At 43.0% G+C, this 17,857-nt stretch carries 14 protein-coding genes; 8 read left to right on the top strand and 6 right to left on the bottom strand.

Annotated features, from left to right (window positions below; translation table 11 throughout):
- Positions 1-49 precede the first annotated feature (49 nt).
- From ATH1_RS21415 to ATH1_RS0108265, 7 genes are all read left to right on the top strand, one after another.
- Positions 50-217, top strand: a complete 168-nt coding sequence (locus ATH1_RS21415) for a hypothetical protein (RefSeq protein ID WP_156062757.1) — start codon at positions 50-52, stop codon at positions 215-217.
- A 525-nt stretch (positions 218-742) separates the two neighbouring features.
- Complete coding sequence (gene pheS, locus ATH1_RS0108240) at positions 743-1,762, top strand: phenylalanine--tRNA ligase subunit alpha (protein ID WP_010420070.1); 1,020 nt, start codon at positions 743-745, stop codon at positions 1,760-1,762.
- 675 nt (positions 1,763-2,437) lie between these two features.
- Positions 2,438-5,455, top strand: coding sequence for a basic secretory protein-like protein (locus ATH1_RS0108245; protein WP_010420071.1), 3,018 nt, complete (start codon positions 2,438-2,440; stop codon positions 5,453-5,455).
- Positions 5,456-5,947: 492 nt separating this feature from the next.
- Complete coding sequence (locus ATH1_RS0108250; RefSeq protein WP_010420073.1) at positions 5,948-8,242, top strand: sodium-translocating pyrophosphatase; 2,295 nt, start codon at positions 5,948-5,950, stop codon at positions 8,240-8,242.
- 318 nt (positions 8,243-8,560) lie between these two features.
- A complete protein-coding gene (locus ATH1_RS0108255; protein WP_010420074.1) occupies positions 8,561-9,514 on the top strand; it encodes a DNA-methyltransferase in 954 nt (317 codons plus the stop codon).
- 12 nt (positions 9,515-9,526) lie between these two features.
- Positions 9,527-9,793 carry a PDDEXK family nuclease gene (locus tag ATH1_RS0108260; RefSeq protein WP_010420076.1) on the top strand — a complete coding sequence of 89 codons (267 nt, stop codon included), beginning with the start codon at positions 9,527-9,529 and terminating at the stop codon, positions 9,791-9,793.
- A 3-nt stretch (positions 9,794-9,796) separates the two neighbouring features.
- Entirely contained in the window at positions 9,797-10,768 is a 972-nt protein-coding gene (locus ATH1_RS0108265) for a threonine ammonia-lyase (RefSeq protein WP_029164034.1), read from the top strand.
- Here the strand turns inward: ATH1_RS0108265 and cls are convergent.
- Together cls and ribD are read right to left on the bottom strand one after the other, a co-directional pair.
- Positions 10,752-12,221, bottom strand: a complete 1,470-nt coding sequence (gene cls / locus ATH1_RS0108270) for a cardiolipin synthase (protein WP_010420079.1) — start codon at positions 12,219-12,221, stop codon at positions 10,752-10,754. The genes ATH1_RS0108265 and cls overlap by 17 nt on opposite strands.
- A 162-nt stretch (positions 12,222-12,383) precedes the next feature.
- Positions 12,384-13,445, bottom strand: coding sequence for a bifunctional diaminohydroxyphosphoribosylaminopyrimidine deaminase/5-amino-6-(5-phosphoribosylamino)uracil reductase RibD (ribD, locus tag ATH1_RS0108275; protein ID WP_010420081.1), 1,062 nt, complete (start codon positions 13,443-13,445; stop codon positions 12,384-12,386).
- A gap of 160 nt (positions 13,446-13,605) precedes the next feature.
- On the opposite strand from ribD, the gene prmC reads away from it, so the two are divergent.
- Positions 13,606-14,490, top strand: a complete 885-nt coding sequence (prmC, locus tag ATH1_RS0108280; RefSeq protein ID WP_010420083.1) for a peptide chain release factor N(5)-glutamine methyltransferase — start codon at positions 13,606-13,608, stop codon at positions 14,488-14,490.
- On the opposite strand, the gene ATH1_RS0108285 is transcribed toward prmC, so the two are convergent.
- The 4 genes from ATH1_RS0108285 to cmk form a co-directional block, all read right to left on the bottom strand.
- The gene (locus ATH1_RS0108285) at positions 14,425-15,045 is read right to left on the bottom strand and encodes an acyl carrier protein phosphodiesterase (RefSeq protein ID WP_010420086.1); all 621 of its coding nucleotides are present in this window, start codon (positions 15,043-15,045) and stop codon (positions 14,425-14,427) included. The genes prmC and ATH1_RS0108285 overlap by 66 nt on opposite strands.
- A 46-nt stretch (positions 15,046-15,091) precedes the next feature.
- Positions 15,092-16,072, bottom strand: coding sequence for a 6-phosphofructokinase (pfkA, locus tag ATH1_RS0108290; protein ID WP_010420087.1), 981 nt, complete (start codon positions 16,070-16,072; stop codon positions 15,092-15,094).
- Between the two features lie 85 nt (positions 16,073-16,157).
- Positions 16,158-17,129: a 4-hydroxy-3-methylbut-2-enyl diphosphate reductase gene (locus ATH1_RS0108295; protein WP_010420090.1), complete on the bottom strand. Its 972-nt coding sequence runs from the start codon at positions 17,127-17,129 to the stop codon at positions 16,158-16,160.
- Entirely contained in the window at positions 17,126-17,836 is a 711-nt protein-coding gene (cmk, locus tag ATH1_RS0108300) for a (d)CMP kinase (RefSeq protein ID WP_010420092.1), read from the bottom strand. Before cmk ends, ATH1_RS0108295 begins: the two co-directional genes overlap by 4 nt.
- Positions 17,837-17,857 lie beyond the last annotated feature (21 nt).

Raw genomic sequence — 17,857 nt, forward strand, 5'->3', positions numbered from 1 at the left:
TAAGTGTGCTTCTATAAAAGAAAACTAAATATAACCAATTGATGGCACAATGGCTAATTTATTAAAAGGTTTAACACTGATGGCTTCCATTAACCTGGTCTATTATGTACTGATAAAAAGTATTCTCTTCATGCTTTCTATTAGAACAACATCTTTCGGGAAGATAAGAATAAGTGAAGAGCTGGTCAAATTTATGCGGTGTCATTTCCCGGCTTAATTGTTAGACAATATTCCGCTTGATTTTTAGAATAAATTGCAAATCAATTGTTTGAGATTAATGTTTTTTTCTGCTAAGGTGTAGTATATCAATGCCATAAGAATTATCTGACGTCTTATATCTAACAATCTAAAAATCTAAAAATCTAAAAATCTAATAATTACAGCCTCACTGGAAAAATTTATTACTTTTGCGATTTACTTGTGGTTTAGCACATTTTGTGTTTTTCAATTTTGAGCAGGCTCCGAAAAGAGCTACTTTTGTAAATCATTTTGTAATCTAAAAATCTAACAGTCTGGTGATTAGTATTACAGGCAGAAAATTATCCGTTTGCCAAAAGACCATGACGAATTAAATTGTTGAGTGCAGTATAAAAGGCATATTTTTGTCAAAATCCAGGCGTTTTAAATTTTTGTACCGGAGTTAACTTATTGTTAATGAGGATGCAAAAATTTAAAACAACAACGAGTTTGGCAACAAAGATGCTCTTTAGACCGGGCTCATTGTTCCAAAAAAATAATGACTATGCTTGATAAGATTAACAAATTACTGGAAGAAATAAAAGGGCTTTCTGCCTCGTCTGCTGAGGAAGCCGAACAATTGCGTATCAAATATCTCAGTAAAAAGGGCATTATACCTCAACTTTTTCAGGAATTTAAGGATGTTCCGAATGATCAGAAGAAATCTGTTGGTCAGGCAATCAACCAGTTGAAGGCTGCGGCCCAGGAAACCATCAATAATCTGAAGGAACAATTTGAAGAATCTCAACTGACATCGGGAGCTACCGACCTGACACTTCCGGGAACATTTATGCCCGTGGGAAGCCGTCATCCGTTGTCCATTATTCGAAAACAGATAGTGGATATTTTCGGGCGCATCGGGTTTACCGTTGCTGAAGGGCCGGAGATAGAAGATGACTGGCATGTGTTTGAGGCTTTGAATTTTCCTCCCGAGCACCCGGCAAGAGATATGCAGGACACATTTTTTATTACACAGGATCCCGACATTTTGCTCAGAACGCATACTTCGTCTGTGCAGATTCGTGTTATGGAACAGCAGAAACCACCCGTCAGGGCTATTTTCCCCGGCAGGGTATTTCGCAACGAAGCCATATCGGCGAGGGCACATTGCATCTTCCATCAGGTTGAAGGTCTTTACATTGACGAAGATGTATCGTTTGCCGATTTGCGTCAAACACTTCTCTATTTTGCCAAGGAAATGTTTGGACAGGAAACACGCATTCGACTCCGCCCATCTTACTTTCCCTTTACTGAACCATCTGCCGAGATGGACATCTCCTGTACACTTTGTGGCGGTGAGGGATGTAACATCTGCAAACACACCGGTTGGGTTGAGATACTGGGTTGTGGAATGGTTGATCCGGCCGTTCTTTCCAACTGCGAAATTGATCCGGACAAATACACAGGATTCGCATTTGGTATGGGCATTGAACGTATTGCTATGCTGAAATATCAGATCAACGACATCCGCCTGTTCTTCGAGAACGATGTTCGGTTTCTTGAACAATTCAGGGCAGAATCATAAATTCCTGTTTTTTGGCAAAATATTTATAAAAATGGCTGCGCCATTTGTTGTTTGGATCACCGAATTTACGCGAATTAACGCGAAATTAGTCGCATCTTTGATGCGACAGTAATTCGGTGTCATTCGTGCCATTGACAACATCATAATTGATTTTTTAAGGCTCCTTTCAGTCGTTTCATCCGTATAAAATTTATTTATTAAGGTCGGATGGAACTCGCATGCAAGAACTTATACATATTCTGATTGTGACAAACTTTGCCATGCTCGTTTCATCTTACATCTTACCATCTTACATCTAAAAATCTATTAAAACAAACTTTGCCATGCTCGTTTCGTAAATGAGTATTTTGGTTTTAAGCGTAACGCAATAAATGGCACTTTATCGACAAACACTGGGAAAAGTATCGATTCTTTTGAAGAAAAGTATGGATTCTTTTGAAGAAAAGTATGGATTCTTTTGAAGAAAAGTATGGATACTTTTGGTGCAAAGTATGGATACTTTTGGTGCAAAGTATGGATACTTTTGGTTCAAAGTATGGATACTTTTGAAGAAAAGTACAGATACTTTTAGAGTGGTCTGTTATTGTTTTCCCCTTCAAATTGTTTTTCCGCTTATAAATTGAACCCTGTTTCCAATTTCTGCGTAATTTAAACGGACAACTTTAAACTGATGCCATGGGCAAAGTTACTTCAATAGCGTTGTTGGTTTTATTTCTGGGTATTTTTTCAGAGTTCAGTTTCGCTCAGTATTTTGGGAAGAATAAGCCCTCTTACCGTACCTTTGATTTCAAACTTGCCTGCACCGAACATTTCGATATATATCACTATCTGGATGACACTAACAGACTTAATAAGTTTGGTAGTCTGGCAGAACAATGGTATCGCTATCATCGCAAATTACTGGTTGACACGTTTAGTACCCGTAATCCTGTTATCCTTTACCGGAATCACGCCGAATTTCAACAGACCTCTGCCATTTTGGGTGATATCGGGATTGGCACCGGTGGCGTAACCGAAAGTTTAAAAAGACGGATAGTGATGCCGTTTGCCTTTTCGGATTACCAGACATCGCATGTATTGGGACACGAGATGGTGCATGCTTTTCAATATCACATTCTTGAACAATATAAAGATTTGAGTCCGGCCTCAATGACAAGGGTGCCGCTTTGGATGATCGAAGGAATGGCCGAGTATCTGTCTGTTGGTAATTCGGATGCTTATACTGCTGTTTGGATGAGGGATGCATTGCTCAGTAATGACTTTCCGACACTGGAGGAGTTAAGCCGCAGCGGGCGGTACTCTCCTTACAGGTTTGGGCAGGCTTTCTGGTCTTACATTGCCTCACGATACGGAGAGCAATACATACGCCGTCTTTTTGTCGCCTCAGCCATGTCGGGTTATCATACGGCTGTGAACGATTTGCTTGGAATTACCCCCGACTCACTGTCGAAAGAGTGGCGTGAAACGCTGGGCAATCACCTACTGACAAGGCAGGATTCGTCTTATACTTTGCTTGGACAAAAACTATTTTCAAAAAAGAATGCCGGGAGGTATAATTTATATCCCTCGGTGAGTCCTGATGGCAGACATATTGTTTTTTTATCGGAGCGGGATATTTATTCACTGGATCTCTTTCTTGCCAGTGCTCACGACGGGGAGATTATTGATAAACTCTATACCAGTTCACGTAGCAGCGATATTGATGCCCTGGAATATATTGAAACCTGCGGGACATGGTCGCCTGATAACCGTCATTTTGCATTTACCGGTTACCGGAAAGGCCAATCGGTCATTCTTATTTTTGACATTAAGAGAAACAAACTGGTGCGAACAATTTCACCGCCGGAGATAGATGCAGTCTCTTCACCGGTCTGGTCGCCCGATGGACGGAGTATCGCTTTTAGTGGAATGGTCAATGGTGTGAGCAATATATATTTATTTGATTTGGGAGAAAAGCAGGTCAAAGCTGTTACAACATCTTCTTTTGCCTCAATCCAGCCTTCCTGGACATCCGACGGAAAATATATATGGTTTTCAACCGATGAGCCTGCATCTGACCAGACACGGCATTTCCCCGGTTTTTTTAACCTGGCCAGAGTGAACCTGATCAGTGGAAAGACTGAGGTGTTTTGTCCTTTTGACGGAGCAAAGAATCTTAATCCTGTTGCAATCCCGGGTCAGGAGCTTGTTTTTTTTCTTTCGAATGTGAACGGGCGACGTGATTTGTATGTATTCGATACTACCGATGAAACAATCCGGCGTGCAACAAACTATGCAACGGGAATTATGGGGATCACCGAAATGTCTCCGGCCCTGAGTCTTGCTTCTGAAAACATTTATTATTCAATGCTTTGGCATGGAGAGTTTCAGATTGTGAAGGTGCCTTATGAGTTGCTTCTTCAACATGCCGAAGTTGTGCCACGTCAGGGGTTCGATTACCGTGCTGCCCGTCTGGCGCCGTTTTCCAGACAATTTTCTGTTGTTGATCAAAACCTTATCTATAACGGTGTATTGGATGCCCCCGAAGTAGAAACCCGGCCAAAACCGCTCAAAAAGGATTTTCGACTTGATTATCTTGGCAATATGGCCGCCGGTGTTATGACAAGTCGCTTTGGAACAGGAATGGGAGGGAGTATTGAAGCCCTTTTCAGTGATGTTCTGGGACATCAACTTCTCTATACAGCCGCCAGCATTTACGGAGAGATTTATGATTTCGCGGGTCAGGTTGCTCTACTCAACCAGAAGCGCAGAATTAAGACAGGAATCAGTTTCTCGCATGTCCCTTACCGGATGGGATATTTTACTTACGAGGGTGCAGGAGATGAACAAAGTCTTGTCTATTACAGCCGAAGAATTTTCGAAGATAAAACATCTTTGTTTGCATATATGCCGTTAACCCGGATGGTGCGAATTGAATCAGGAACTTCGCTTGCACATTATGGTTACAGGTACGAAAAGATAGAAGATATCCGCAATTATTATCCTACTTATTATGAATCCGGTACAAAGACCGATGCGCCTGACGGTTTTTGGGTAGGTCAGGCCGATGTTGCCCTTGTTTTTGATAATGCAAAAAACGGGATGACTTCGCCGGTGGATGGCACAAGAACAAGGGTTCAGGTCGAAAAATTTTACAACGGCGTTAATGCCCATGCCGTTTTATTCGACTACAGGAAATATAAATTTATTCGTCCGTTCAGTATTGCTTTCAGACTTTATCATTACGGGCGATACGGGGCCGACAGTGAAACCAACAGAATGACACGGCTTTTTGCGGGATATCCATGGCTGGTGAGAGGGTACGATACCGGCAGCTTTTATGCCGATTCCACTCATAATAGCTCATCGATTGGCATTAAGCATCTTATTGGTAGCAGAATGTTGGTTGCCAACGTTGAATGGCGGATGCCTCTGTCAGGCCCTGTCGACCTGGCTCTGCTTCGTTCGTCCACTTTCTTTTCAGAGTTTACTTTTTTTATCGATGCAGGTCTGACCTGGGACGATGAAAGCAGGCCGTATCTATCTCTGACTACAACTTCCGATAAAGAAAGGATACCCGTTTTTAGTACAGGTACTTCCGTGAGATTCAGTTTCTTTGGCGTTATTATCATAGAACCCTATCTTGCTTTTCCTTTTCATCAGGGCAGGTTTTATACCGGACAATTTGGATTTAACATTTTTCCCGGGTGGTAAGTGTCGCTTCGAACATAACTCTGTTCTTAAAAATTTTAACGTTCATCCCAAGAGTACAAACCGATAAATTTTTTATCTTGTGCCTGTTTTGGCTTTTTTTGAAAAGCGGTTAAAAACACGCTTGTCGTGGCTGAAATTGGGGGAAGGCAGGGATCCGTTGTGTTTTATGTAGCGTTGGTACTATAAAGGATTTACAGACTATTGTATTTAGAAAGTTGATGGTAGGTTTATCAGGATAAAATCACTAAGAGCCAGCTGAAGATGAGATGGGGGATCGAAGTTTGTTACATCTTCTGCCTGTCAAACTTCTGCCTTTTGGGTGATTTTATCTGAAGAAACGAGCATGGCAAAGATTTCCACATAAGAACATGTATAAAACTCAATCATGCGAGTTCCATCCGACCAATGACTTAGATTTATTTTATACGGATGAAACGATCAGTTAATAAGATAATAATCAGTATTAAATAATAACCAATAAATCTTAGAACTATGCTAAATCCTGTATTTTGGTTTGTTCCTGTCGCTTCATTGATAGCGCTGTTTTTTGCCAGGTTTTTCTTCAAGCAAATGATGAAGAACTCTGAAGGCAACGATACCATGAAAGAGATTGCCCGCCATGTACGTGAGGGGGCGAATGCCTATTTGCGCAGCCAGTATAGAGTGGTCGCCAGGGTTTTTGTGGTATTGGTTATTTTGCTTGGCGTTCTTGCCTTTTTCAAAGTACAAAACCCGTTTGTTCCTTTGGCCTTCCTGACCGGTGGTTTTTTCTCCGGCTTGTGCGGTTATCTGGGTATGAAAACGGCCACCTATGCTTCGGCCCGTACCGCCCAGGGAGCTTCCCAGTCACTGAATCAGGGACTGAAAATTGCCTTCCGTAGCGGTGCAGTAATGGGGCTTGTTGTGGTTGGTTTCGGACTTCTCGACATCGCTATGTGGTTCTATGTTCTCAATGAGCTGATATTTACCCCGGAGAACATGAAGACCGGTCTGGAATTTGCCGGGCTAACATTTGTTAATCCCGGGATTACTGAAACAGAAAAGTTGGTAGAAATTACTGTAACCATGCTGACTTTCGGGATGGGTGCATCCACTCAGGCACTTTTTGCCCGCGTTGGTGGAGGTATTTTTACTAAGGCTGCTGATGTCGGAGCCGACCTGGTTGGTAAAATAGAAGCCGGTATTCCTGAGGATGATCCGCGTAACCCCGCAACCATTGCTGACAATGTTGGTGACAACGTTGGAGATGTTGCCGGTATGGGTGCGGATTTATATGAATCATACTGTGGGTCAATTCTTGCAACCGCAGCTCTTGGCGCATCACTGCCGGCGCTGACCGGGGCCGAACAGATGCAGGTAGTGTTGGCCCCCATGCTCGTGGCCGCCGTTGGGATAATTCTCTCCATCGCGGGAATCTTTTTTGTCCGGGCAAAGGAGTCGGCTACCCAGAAGAACCTTCTTACTTCGTTGCTTTTAGGAACCGGTGGAAGTTCATTCTTAATCCTGATAGCTCTTGCTGTGTTGGTGTTTGCAGGTTGGATTACCTGGGGAATTTTTGGTTCTGTGGTTGTTGGTCTTCTGGCCGGGGTTATTATTGGTCAGGGAACCGAATATTTTACTTCGGATGAGTATAAACCCACCAAAGGTATTGCAAAGCAGGCTCTTCAGGGACCCGCAACAACTATAATAGAAGGAATTTCAGTCGGAATGTTTTCTACCTGGATTCCTGTCGTGACAATAGTAGTCGGGATTGTAGGATCATTTGGTTTTGCCGGAGGCTTTTCCAATTTTGCAATGGGCGTATACGGAATCGGCTTTGCCGCCGTCGGGATGCTTTCTACTCTTGGTATTACATTGGCAACCGATGCTTTTGGGCCAATTGCCGATAATGCAGGTGGTAATGCCGAAATGTCGGAACTTCCGCCCGAAGTGCGTGAACGTACCGATGCCCTTGATATGCTTGGTAATACCACTGCTGCCACCGGAAAAGGTTTTGCCATTGGATCGGCAGCATTAACAGCCATGGCCCTTTTGGCAGCGTATATGGAAGAAGTTCGCTTATGGCTTGGAAAATTGGCCACGGCTTCTGTTGAGGGCATTCAGCAGGTGGGCGATTATATTTTCTATTTGGCTGGTAACCCTGAACCCGCAGTAGCTAAAGGACAAAAAGCCGTTGAAATTTCGGAGGCAGGTATTCGTGATTTTTCATCAGCCTACGACCTTTCTTTGTTTAATCCGATGTTGCTGGCAGGTTTGTTTATCGGAGCGATGATGGCTTTCGTCTTTAGTTCAATGACCATGAAAGCTGTTGGTCGTGCTGCCGGCAAAATGGTGGATGAAGTTCGTCGTCAGTTTAAAGAAATTCCCGGAATTATGGAACGAACAAGTAAGCCTGATTATGCCCGTTGTGTGGAGATTTCCACGAAAGGAGCCCAGCGTGAAATGGTTCTGCCTTCGCTTCTTGCCATTGCTGTTCCTGTGATTGTTGGCGTGGTATTTGGCGTTCCGGGAGTTGTAGGACTTCTGGCCGGTGGTCTGACTGCAGGGTTTACCCTCGCCATCATGTTGAACAACTCTGGTGGTGCCTGGGATAACGCTAAAAAATTCATCGAAAAGGGGAATTATGGCGGAAAAAACAGTGAAGCACACCATGCAGGTGTTGTCGGCGACACCGTGGGAGATCCATTTAAGGATACCTCAGGCCCGTCGTTGAACATTCTTATTAAACTTATGTCAATGGTTTCGGTTGTAATGGCCGGACTGACCGTGGCTTTTTCATTGTTTTAGGAAACAATGGTTTTTAACCTGACGGAAAGGGTACATCCCGGGGGTGTACCCTTCCTTATTTTATAATGTGTTATGAAACGAGTCCCGATTACTCGGGACGAGTTCCATTCTGCCAATAACTCAAACAAATTTTATACTGATGAGAGTTGAGGGCAGTATAAAAAGCATATTTTTGTCAAAATCCAGGCGTTTTAAATTTTTGTACAGGAGTTAACTTGTTGTTAATGAGGATGCAAAAATTTAAAACAACAAAGATGCTTTTTAGACCTGGCTCAGAGTTATTTTTTTAACTTTGTATATATCTTCAACGCATCTGTTATGGAAGCTAAAGAACCATTATTTGATTATATTTCATCTCAGGTTAGTCCTCAGGTAATTAATGGAGACTCTCTTGAAGTTTTGAAGAATTTTGAAGACGAGAAATTTGATCTGATTATTACTTCACCGCCGTATAATATCGGGAAGTCTTATGAAACTAAAACAACCATAGAAGAGTACCTGGAGACTCAGGAAACAATTATTGCCGAATTAATCCGAGTGCTTTCAGGAAAAGGAAGTTTGTGCTGGCAGGTGGGTAATTATGTGAACAGGGGTGAAGTATTTCCTTTGGATATTTATTATTATCAGATATTTAAAAAATTTGGTCTTAAGCTAAGAAATCGTATAATATGGCATTTTGGACACGGCCTTCATGCATCAAAAAGATTCTCAGGAAGATATGAAACTATTCTCTGGTTTACAAAAAATGATGATTATATCTTCAATCTGGATGATGTTTGTGTCCCCTCCAAGTATCCCGGGAAAAGACATTTTAAAGGCGATAAGAAAGGACAGTTATCCGGGAACCCAAAAGGGAAAAATCCATCGGATATATGGGAGATTGTGGTTAATGATTGGGACAGGGAATTATGGGACATTCCCAATGTAAAATCAAATCATCCCGAAAAAACTGAACATCCCTGCCAATTCCCTATAGAACTTGTTGAACGTTGCGTTTTGGCATTAACCAACGAGCATGGCTGGGTGCTTGATCCATTTGCCGGAGTAGGTTCTACAGCTGTTGCAGCGTTAAAAAATAACAGAAATACTATCGCAATTGAAAAAGAAACTGAGTATTGTAATACGGCAAAAGAAAGAATTGAAAAATTAAAAGAGGGTAAACTTAAAGTGAGACCTATAAACAAACCTATTCATACTCCTTCACCGAAGGATAAAATTGCCCAAGTACCTGAGGAATGGCGTCAATTATCGCTTAATTCATTTGGGAAATAAATTTTTATTCGAATGGAAATTGCTCAAAAATATTCTCATCTAAATGGCGAAGAGTTTCTTATTGTTCATCACCCTGAACTTTATTCTGAAATAAAGGAAGTAATTACAGCTATAAATGCCAATGGGCTGAAAAGTAAAATTAGCAACGAAAAAACAAAAAAGATGCAGTCTGAAATGTCTTCAGGAATTGCATATTTCGCAGGAGAGGTTTATAAAGTGATGCGGCAGGGAAGAAATCATCCGGCTGTGCCATTGCTGATTTTAGGAGTTGAACGATAAAATATGCGCATACAACCAACAATGACTTTCAGCGACATAAAAAGAGCTCACGAACGAATTTTACCGTTCATCACACGTACGCCCGTCGTATTCAGTGAGGCCCTTAACAATATGTTTGACGCTCAGCTTTATTTCAAATGCGAAAATCAACAAAAGGCCGGGGCATTCAAATTCAGGGGGGCCACCAATGCTGTGCAAAACCTGAACGATGAAGAGGCGGCAAAAGGTGTTGCTACTCACTCATCCGGCAATCATGCTGCAGCTTTGTCACTTGCTGCACGGAACAGAAACATACCGGCCTACATTGTGATGCCACGAAACGCACCCCAAACGAAGATTGATAATGTCAGAAGTTTTGATGGTAAGATTACCTTTTGCGAACCCACACTTGAGGCAAGGGAAGAAGGATTAAAGGAAATTGTTGACGAAACGGGAGCTACATTCATCCATCCTTATGACTGTTTCGATGTCATTTGTGGTCAGGGTACCGCAGCTCTGGAAATGATAGAAGACTACGGCCCGTTCGATATCGTTATGGCTCCGGTAGGGGGCGGTGGACTTTTGAGCGGAACAGCAATTGTTGCCAGGCATCTGATTCCTGATGTTAAAGTGATTGCCGGAGAACCTGCCAATGCTGATGATGCGTATCGCTCGTTGAAAGCAGGGTATATAGTCCCGTCTGAAAACCCCGATACCATTGCTGACGGACTTAAGACGTCGTTGGGAAAGCTCAATTTTCATATCATTAGCCGATATGTGGATGAGATTAAAACAGCTTCAGAACAATCTATTCGTGCTGCAATGACAATATTAAAAAAGCATGCCGGCATTTTCGCAGAGCCGTCATCCGCTGTTCCACTTGCTGCCATGATCGAAAACAGGGATTTGTTCAGAGATAAAAAGATAGGAATGATTATCAGCGGTGGGAATATTTCGGAAGAGACATTCGCACAATTGACTAAAGAAGCGGACTAAACAAGCGGGCAAACGATTCTTTGACTTTTTCGATATAGGGACGGTCAATCCATTCGGGCAAAAGAATAATTTCACTGTCACTTTGGTCCTTAAAAAAAGTGGCTTTCATTTCTTGTGCTGCGCCTTTGTCGTAGATAAAAGCTGTCGCCTCAAAGTTTTGTTCAAAGCTTCTGAAGTCCATGTTGGCCGATCCTACGATGCTGATCTTGTCGTCGGCCACAACGGTTTTCGCGTGCAAAAATCCTTTCTGATAGAAATAAATCTGAACCCCGGCTTCCAGCATTTCGCGGATATAGGAGCGGGAGCAAAGAAGTGTGATGAAGGCATCGCTTTTTTCAGGAATTATAATGCGGACATCCACGCCACTCAGCGCTGCCGTTTTTAAGGCAAAAAGAACGCTTTCGCTTGGCAGGAAATAGGGCGTGGCAATATACAAATAGTCACGAGCGCTGGTAATTGTATGGAAGATTCCCATCATGATGGCCGGCCAGTCGGAATCGGGTCCACTGGGAACAATTTGCATCACTTTATTACTGACAGGCTGGCTTGCAGGAAAATATTTGGGATCGGTCAATTCGGTCCGGCTTACAAAATACCAGTCGGTCAGGAAGATGGATTGGAGCGAATTTACCGCATCTCCCTGAATCATTATATGAGTATCGCGCCAGATGCCATAGGTTTTTGCATCACCCTCTTTGTAACGATCGGCAATGTTGTATCCGCCGATAAAACCAATGTGGCCGTCTATGACGACAATTTTACGGTGATTCCGGTAATTTACTTTACTGGTAAGCAGTGGAAAACGAACCTGAAGAAAAGAATAGACTTCGACGCCGGCATTCCTCATTTCCTCAAAAAAGGACCTCTTCAGTTCCCAGCTTCCTACATCATCAACAATCAGGCGTACTTCCACGCCTCTGGATGCTTTCTCTTTAAGAATTTTTTTTACCTCATTCCCTATCCTGTCTTCGGCAAAAATGTAATATTCAAGATGTATGAAGTGCCGGGCGTTTTTAAGTTCACGCAGGAGAGCTTCAAATTTATCCTTTCCGTTATTCAGAAATGTTACTTCATTCCCTGTTGTTACCAGGGAACTGCTGTTGTTGAGTAATAACCGTACAATACCGGTAGGTTGCCGGGCTGTTTCATTGTCTCCCAGGCTCCCATGGGTTAATTGGCTGATTTGTGAATATGCCAGATTATTCAACCGGTGATGATTGCGTAATCCTTTACGGGCAATGATTTTTTCTTTTCGAAAATTCTGTCCGAAAAAAATATATAGAATAAAACCAAGGCCGGGTAAAAGAAGTAATACCAGCACCCACGAAATAGTTTTGAGGGGGTTGCGGTTCTCCAGTACAATCATTATAACCACAACGAGGATGCTTATGGCATAGCCAAGTAAAACATAGGGAAGGATGTTGCTGGACAAAATTTCGTTAATTATATCCATACCGACTTTTATGAGAATAAGTTAGTCATTCATGCCAGTCATTCACAACGAGTTAACTCCGGTACAAAAATTTAAAACGCCTTGATTTTGACAAAAAATGCTTTTTATACCACACTCATCTGGTAAATAACTCTTTTTAGCAAGTGTTACCGTATGGTTTTTCTAAGATAATGATTTGTTTCGATAAATGAATAACCGACTGTTTCCAAATTTTTCCCAGGACAGGGGTTTCTGTTTTATTACTGGTGCTTCAATACCTGATACGAACCATTTTTCGCCGGTAAAAACTCTTGCTTCGTCCCATAATCCGGCTTCCAGAAATGTTTTAAGCAGAATGCTGCCACCCTCAACCATCACCGACTGGATGTCGCGGCGATAAAGCTCATCCAAAACGGATGTCAGCGGATTGGCCTGTGGGGGCAGGAATATGGTTTCCACATTCTCTGAGGCGGTTGTTCCTTCTTCCGAAAAGACCAAAGTTGGCGTTTCCCCGTTGAAGAGCGTAAGCGTATGGGGGAGCTTGCCAAAGCGGTCAAGTACAACTCTTAAAGGATTTTTCCCCGACCAGTCGCGCACAGTAAGCGAAGGGTTGTCTTTTAAAGCCGTTATACTTCCAACCATGATCGACGGTTCCATACTGCGCCATTTGTGTACCATTCTTCTGGCCCAGTCGTCAGTGATCCAGGTGGGGCGGGCTTCTTCCAAAACCGTGCGGTCAATATCCATGTAACCATCACGGGTCTGGGCCCATTTTAACAAGATGTATGGCCGTTTTTGTTCGTGGAAAACGAAAAAACGCCGGTTAAGCTCCCGGCTCTCATCTTTCAGAACATCCGTTTTTACTTCGATACCGGTGGAGCGAAGCATCGTTATTCCTTTGCCTGCAACTTTCGAAAAGGTATCTTTGCAACCGATAACCACACGCGGAATTTTCTTTTGCCTGATCAAAAGTGAACAGGGAGGTGTTTTTCCGTAATGAGCACAAGGTTCAAGGTTTACATACAGGGTGGATTCTTTTAGCAATCCCTGATCCTTGACGGAATTTATGGCATTTACTTCGGCATGAGGTTCTCCGGCTTTTCTATGATAACCTTCGCCGATAATCCGTTCATCGTGCACAATAACGCATCCGACCATTGGGTTGGGGAACGTGTTGCCTTCGGCCTTTCTGGCCAGCTGGAGGCACCGACGCATATATAATTCATCCTGGTGTTGTAGGTTCATCCGTGTTAAATTACTCTAAGTTATCGGTTTAATATCGCGCTCCTGTTCATCGGGAGAATTCGCATATTTGATTTTACCCGGGTACTGGTTTGAAAATTGTTGCGATGCTTTTTATGCCGCACTCATCTATTGTATTTTTACACTTTATAAAAATTTGCTTATGCAGCCAACAGTAAAAGAATTTGTCCAAAAAATACGTAAGGAACTTTCTGATGTATATTCTCCACATGAGGCCTTTCAGTTGGCATGGCTTATTTTTGAGCATCTGTTTGGTTGGTCCAAGACAGAAATGATGCTTAATGATCACACAAAATTAAACGATTCGGAACACTTATTCGTACAAAAGGCTCTTGAAAGATTAAAAAACCATGAACCTATACAATATATCCTGGGTGAAACGGAGTTTTTTGGCCTTCCTATAAAAGTAAATTCTTCTGTACTGGTTCCACGCCCCGAAACTGAGGAATTGGTCGAATGGATCATTCAAAGTGTCCCGCCGGGCAAACCTGTTGATGTTTTGGATATTGGCACCGGAAGTGGCTGTATTGCCATTGCCCTTGCTAAAATGCTGCCAACGGCTGGTGTCCGGGCCTGGGATATTTCTCAGGAAGCACTAAATACGGCTGCTGAGAATGCACATATAAACGAAGTGGACATCTGCTTCGAACAGAAGGATGTTTTGAATCTGTCGTCCTCTGACGTCAAACCTTTTGATGTCATTGTTAGCAATCCTCCCTACGTGAGGGAGGCTGAAAAAGAATTGATGCCATCCAATGTTCTGAATTATGAACCTCATGTTGCTCTCTTTGTCAGCGATTCCGATCCGCTGCTCTTTTTCAGGGCCATCGCTGAATATGCTGAGGCGGCACTTAAAGAAAACGGGAAACTTTTTTTTGAAATAAATCGTGATTTTGGAGAGCCGGTTAAAAAACTTCTTGCCGGCTACGGCTTCAAAAACATTGAGTTACGCGAAGACCTGTCAGGAAATTGCAGGATGGTTAAAGCTGATAAACCGGTCCGGGGCAACCATGAAGGCTCTGACTGAAGCTGCTATTTCCGGCATAAACTCCGAAAATTGTTGTTGAAGCTCGTCATAATGTGATTGAAGCTGTTTCAGGGCAAATGATGTTTTATCGGGAAGAGACGAGTTGGCCGACATAATGTTCAGTGTTTTTTCGACTCCTTCGATGTGTTGATAATTCTCCATTCTACGGCTTTTGATTAAAAACGGAAGAAATTGCTTGACTTTTGATGGCAAACTAAAATAATGCTGCATTAAAATCCGGTGCGTCTTCATTACAAAGCTGTGCAGATCAATTTCTGAATACTCCTTCCAGTTGGCGGCCAGAAAATGGTCGTAAATTATATCACAAACCACGCCGGCATAACGTCTGTATCCGTCTTTGAAAACCGAGGTGCTTTGCTGAAACACAGGGTGATTATCGGTAAAGGAATCGATGTGCCTGTGTAGGAGAATCCCTGTCTGCATGGTACCCGAGTATCGGGTAAAGCTTCGGCCCTTTACATAGTCGCCAATGAAATTTCCCACGAGCAGCTTCTCGTCATCACCTGATAAATAGAGATGTGCCAGATAATTCATGCTGTTCCTTTCCAATAACGAACATCCGTCTGGATTGGTATGTTCATTAGATTGAAAGAATATTTGTTAACTCCAGCAATTGAGGATTCAGCGCCTTCTTATTCTTCACTGCCTGACTAAACGGCGTGTGAATGATATCTTTATTGGAAAGACCAATCATAACACCTCTATTTCCGGTCAGTAGCGCTTCAACAGCTGATACCCCAAGCCGGCTGGCGATTACCCGGTCGAAAGCCGAAGGAGAGCCACCTCGCTGGATATGTCCTAAAATAGTTACTCTGACATCGTATTCGGGATGAGTCTTCACTACCTGTTCTGCGGTTTTGATGGCTCCTCCTATTTCGTCTCCCTCAGCAACCAGTACAATGCTGCTGGTCTTTGATTTCTTAAAGCCGTTTTCCAGAAAATGGTTCAATTGGGCATAGTCTGTTTTTATTTCGGGTACCAATATGCCTTCTGCTCCGGAAGCAATACCACTTCGCAATGCCAGAAATCCGGCATCGCGTCCCATGACTTCAATAAAGAACAGACGGTTGTGGGCAGTGGCAGTGTCCCGGATTTTATCTACTGCCTCTACCACGGTATTTAAAGCGGTATCGTAACCAATGGTATAATCGGTTCCGTAAAGATCGTTGTCGATGGTGCCGGGAATACCAACAACAGGAAAATCAAATTCCTCGCCGAAAATTCGCGCGCCTGTGAATGTCCCATCGCCACCGATAACAACCAGCGCATCAATTCCCCTGTTACGGAGGTTTTCAAAAGCTTTCTTTCGACCCTCAGCCGTTTTGAACTCCATGCTGCGGGCTGTTTTTAAAATAGTTCCCCCGGTTTGAATGATATTACTCACCGACTTTGATTGCATTTCTTCTATGTCATCGTCAATCATTCCCTGGTATCCGCGTCTGATTCCGAAAATTCTTAGATTGTGATAAATGCATCCCCGGACTACTGCCCGGATGGCGGCATTCATCCCGGAAGCATCTCCTCCCGATGTAAGTAAACCTACACTTTTTATGGTGCTCATATTTTTTATTTTTTTAAAATATTCTAATGAGTGCAGTATAAAAAGCCTTCAAACTGCTGATTTTTACCATTTTTACCCCTGACCCCTAAAGGGAACTGCTAAAAATCAGCAGTTTGAAAAAGTCCCCTTTAGGGGATTTAGGGGTCAAAAGTCTTTTTAGTACTGTAATCATTCTGATTTTTTCAGCCACTTTTTCCATCAGCCACAGGGGCGTTGAAGTGGCTCCACAAACACCGGTACTTTTGGGCCTTGCTGTAAACCAAAGGGGTTGCAGGTCGTCGGGACTGCTGATAAAATGGGTTTGCGGATTCACTGAAAAACAGGCTTCATAGAGTGCCTGGGCATTACTGCTTTTTACCCCGCCAACAAAGATTACCACATCGTGCTTCGATGCGAAATCCCGAAGATGAGGCGTTCGGTTCGAAACCTGCCGGCAAATGGTGTCATGAATCCGGACTTCCACTCCGGGCATGGCATGTCTTTTTAAAGCATCTGCTATATTGTTGAATATTACGGGGTTTTTTGTGGTTTGTGAAAACAAGATTACCGGCCGGGCGGGGTCTATCAGACGAACATCTTCTTCTTTTTCCAGGATGATGGCTTCATGGTTGGTCTGCCCCGAAAGCCCCTTAACTTCGGCATGACCTATTTTACCGAAAATGGCAACTTGTCCGCGCTTTTCCTGCATCTCTTCCCATGCAGCCTGAACTTTCTTTTGAAGCCGAAGCACTACAGGACAAGTGGCATCAATCAATTTAAGGTTCTTCTCTTTTACGGTTTTGTATGATTCGGGCGGTTCTCCATGGGCCCGGAAAAAGACGGTGCCATCTTCCAATTGTTCCAAGTCATGGTGATTAATGGTTTTCATTCCCTTTTTTTGCAGCCGTTCCACTTCCATGTCATTGTGAACTATGTCTCCCAGTGAAAATATGGTTTCGTTTTTTTCAAGTTTCTCTTCAGCCTTGCTGATAGCGCGTACCACTCCAAAGCAGAAACCCGACTGATCGTCGATTTCCACATGTAAAGTCTGCCTGTTTTTGTTGTCAGAAGGACTCATTTATCAAAGTGTATCCCTTTTTCGGCAAGCTTGTCCAGTATCCAGTCAAGTTGCTCTGTTCTGGTCATGTTACTGTTATCAAGCACAATTGCATCAGGGGCCTTTTTCAACGGGCTTTCTGAGCGTGTGCTGTCTATTTCATCCCTTTCTTTCACGTTTTTCAGAATTTCATCAAAAGAGGGACTTTCTCCTTTGGCAACCATTTCGTCGTAACGCCGACGGGCTCTGACTTCCGGAGAGGCGGTCATGAATATTTTCAGATCGGCATCGGGAAAAACAACCGTGCCGATATCACGTCCGTCAAGAACGACACCTCCTTTTTCACCCATCAGTCGCTGAAGTTCGACCAGGCGTTTTCGAACGAAACCTAATGCACTAACCTGGCTCACATTGTTACTTACTTCCAGACTTCGTATCGCATCTTCAACATTTTCACCGTTGAGGAAAGTTTCGCTTTTCCCTTTGCTGAGGTTTGACCGGAAACGTATGTCAATGTCTTCAATTACTTTTTTCAGAGCTTTCTCATCTATTTTACGGTCCTTAATGATGTTGTTTTTCAGCGCAAACAGGGTGACGGCCCGGTACATGGCACCTGTGTCGATATAAGCGATGTTGAGGACCTTTGCTAAATCACGTGCAACAGTGCTTTTCCCGCACGATGAATGTCCGTCAATGGCAATAATTATGGAATCAATATCTTTTTGCATAGTTGACAAAGATAATGAAAC

The sequence above is a fragment of the Anaerophaga thermohalophila DSM 12881 genome, from assembly GCF_000191885.1.
GTDB lineage: Bacteria > Bacteroidota > Bacteroidia > Bacteroidales > Marinilabiliaceae > Anaerophaga > Anaerophaga thermohalophila.

Bases quoted from the DNA above. Each gene is read 5' to 3' on its own strand.
- ATH1_RS0108245 (WP_010420071.1), top strand. From the start codon at position 2,438: ATGGGCAAAGTTACTTCAATAGCGTTGTTGGTTTTATTTCTGGGTATT.
- cls (WP_010420079.1), bottom strand. From the start codon at position 12,221: ATGGATATAATTAACGAAATTTTGTCCAGCAACATCCTTCCCTATGTT.
- ATH1_RS0108250 (WP_010420073.1), top strand. From the start codon at position 5,948: ATGCTAAATCCTGTATTTTGGTTTGTTCCTGTCGCTTCATTGATAGCG.
- ATH1_RS0108285 (WP_010420086.1), bottom strand. From the start codon at position 15,045: ATGAATTATCTGGCACATCTCTATTTATCAGGTGATGACGAGAAGCTG.
- pfkA (WP_010420087.1), bottom strand. From the start codon at position 16,072: ATGAGCACCATAAAAAGTGTAGGTTTACTTACATCGGGAGGAGATGCT.
- ribD (WP_010420081.1), bottom strand. From the start codon at position 13,445: ATGAACCTACAACACCAGGATGAATTATATATGCGTCGGTGCCTCCAG.
- ATH1_RS0108295 (WP_010420090.1), bottom strand. From the start codon at position 17,129: ATGAGTCCTTCTGACAACAAAAACAGGCAGACTTTACATGTGGAAATC.
- ATH1_RS0108265 (WP_029164034.1), top strand. From the start codon at position 9,797: ATGCGCATACAACCAACAATGACTTTCAGCGACATAAAAAGAGCTCAC.
- cmk (WP_010420092.1), bottom strand. From the start codon at position 17,836: ATGCAAAAAGATATTGATTCCATAATTATTGCCATTGACGGACATTCA.
- ATH1_RS0108260 (WP_010420076.1), top strand. From the start codon at position 9,527: ATGGAAATTGCTCAAAAATATTCTCATCTAAATGGCGAAGAGTTTCTT.
- ATH1_RS21415 (WP_156062757.1), top strand. From the start codon at position 50: ATGGCTAATTTATTAAAAGGTTTAACACTGATGGCTTCCATTAACCTG.
- pheS (WP_010420070.1), top strand. From the start codon at position 743: ATGCTTGATAAGATTAACAAATTACTGGAAGAAATAAAAGGGCTTTCT.
- prmC (WP_010420083.1), top strand. From the start codon at position 13,606: ATGCAGCCAACAGTAAAAGAATTTGTCCAAAAAATACGTAAGGAACTT.
- ATH1_RS0108255 (WP_010420074.1), top strand. From the start codon at position 8,561: ATGGAAGCTAAAGAACCATTATTTGATTATATTTCATCTCAGGTTAGT.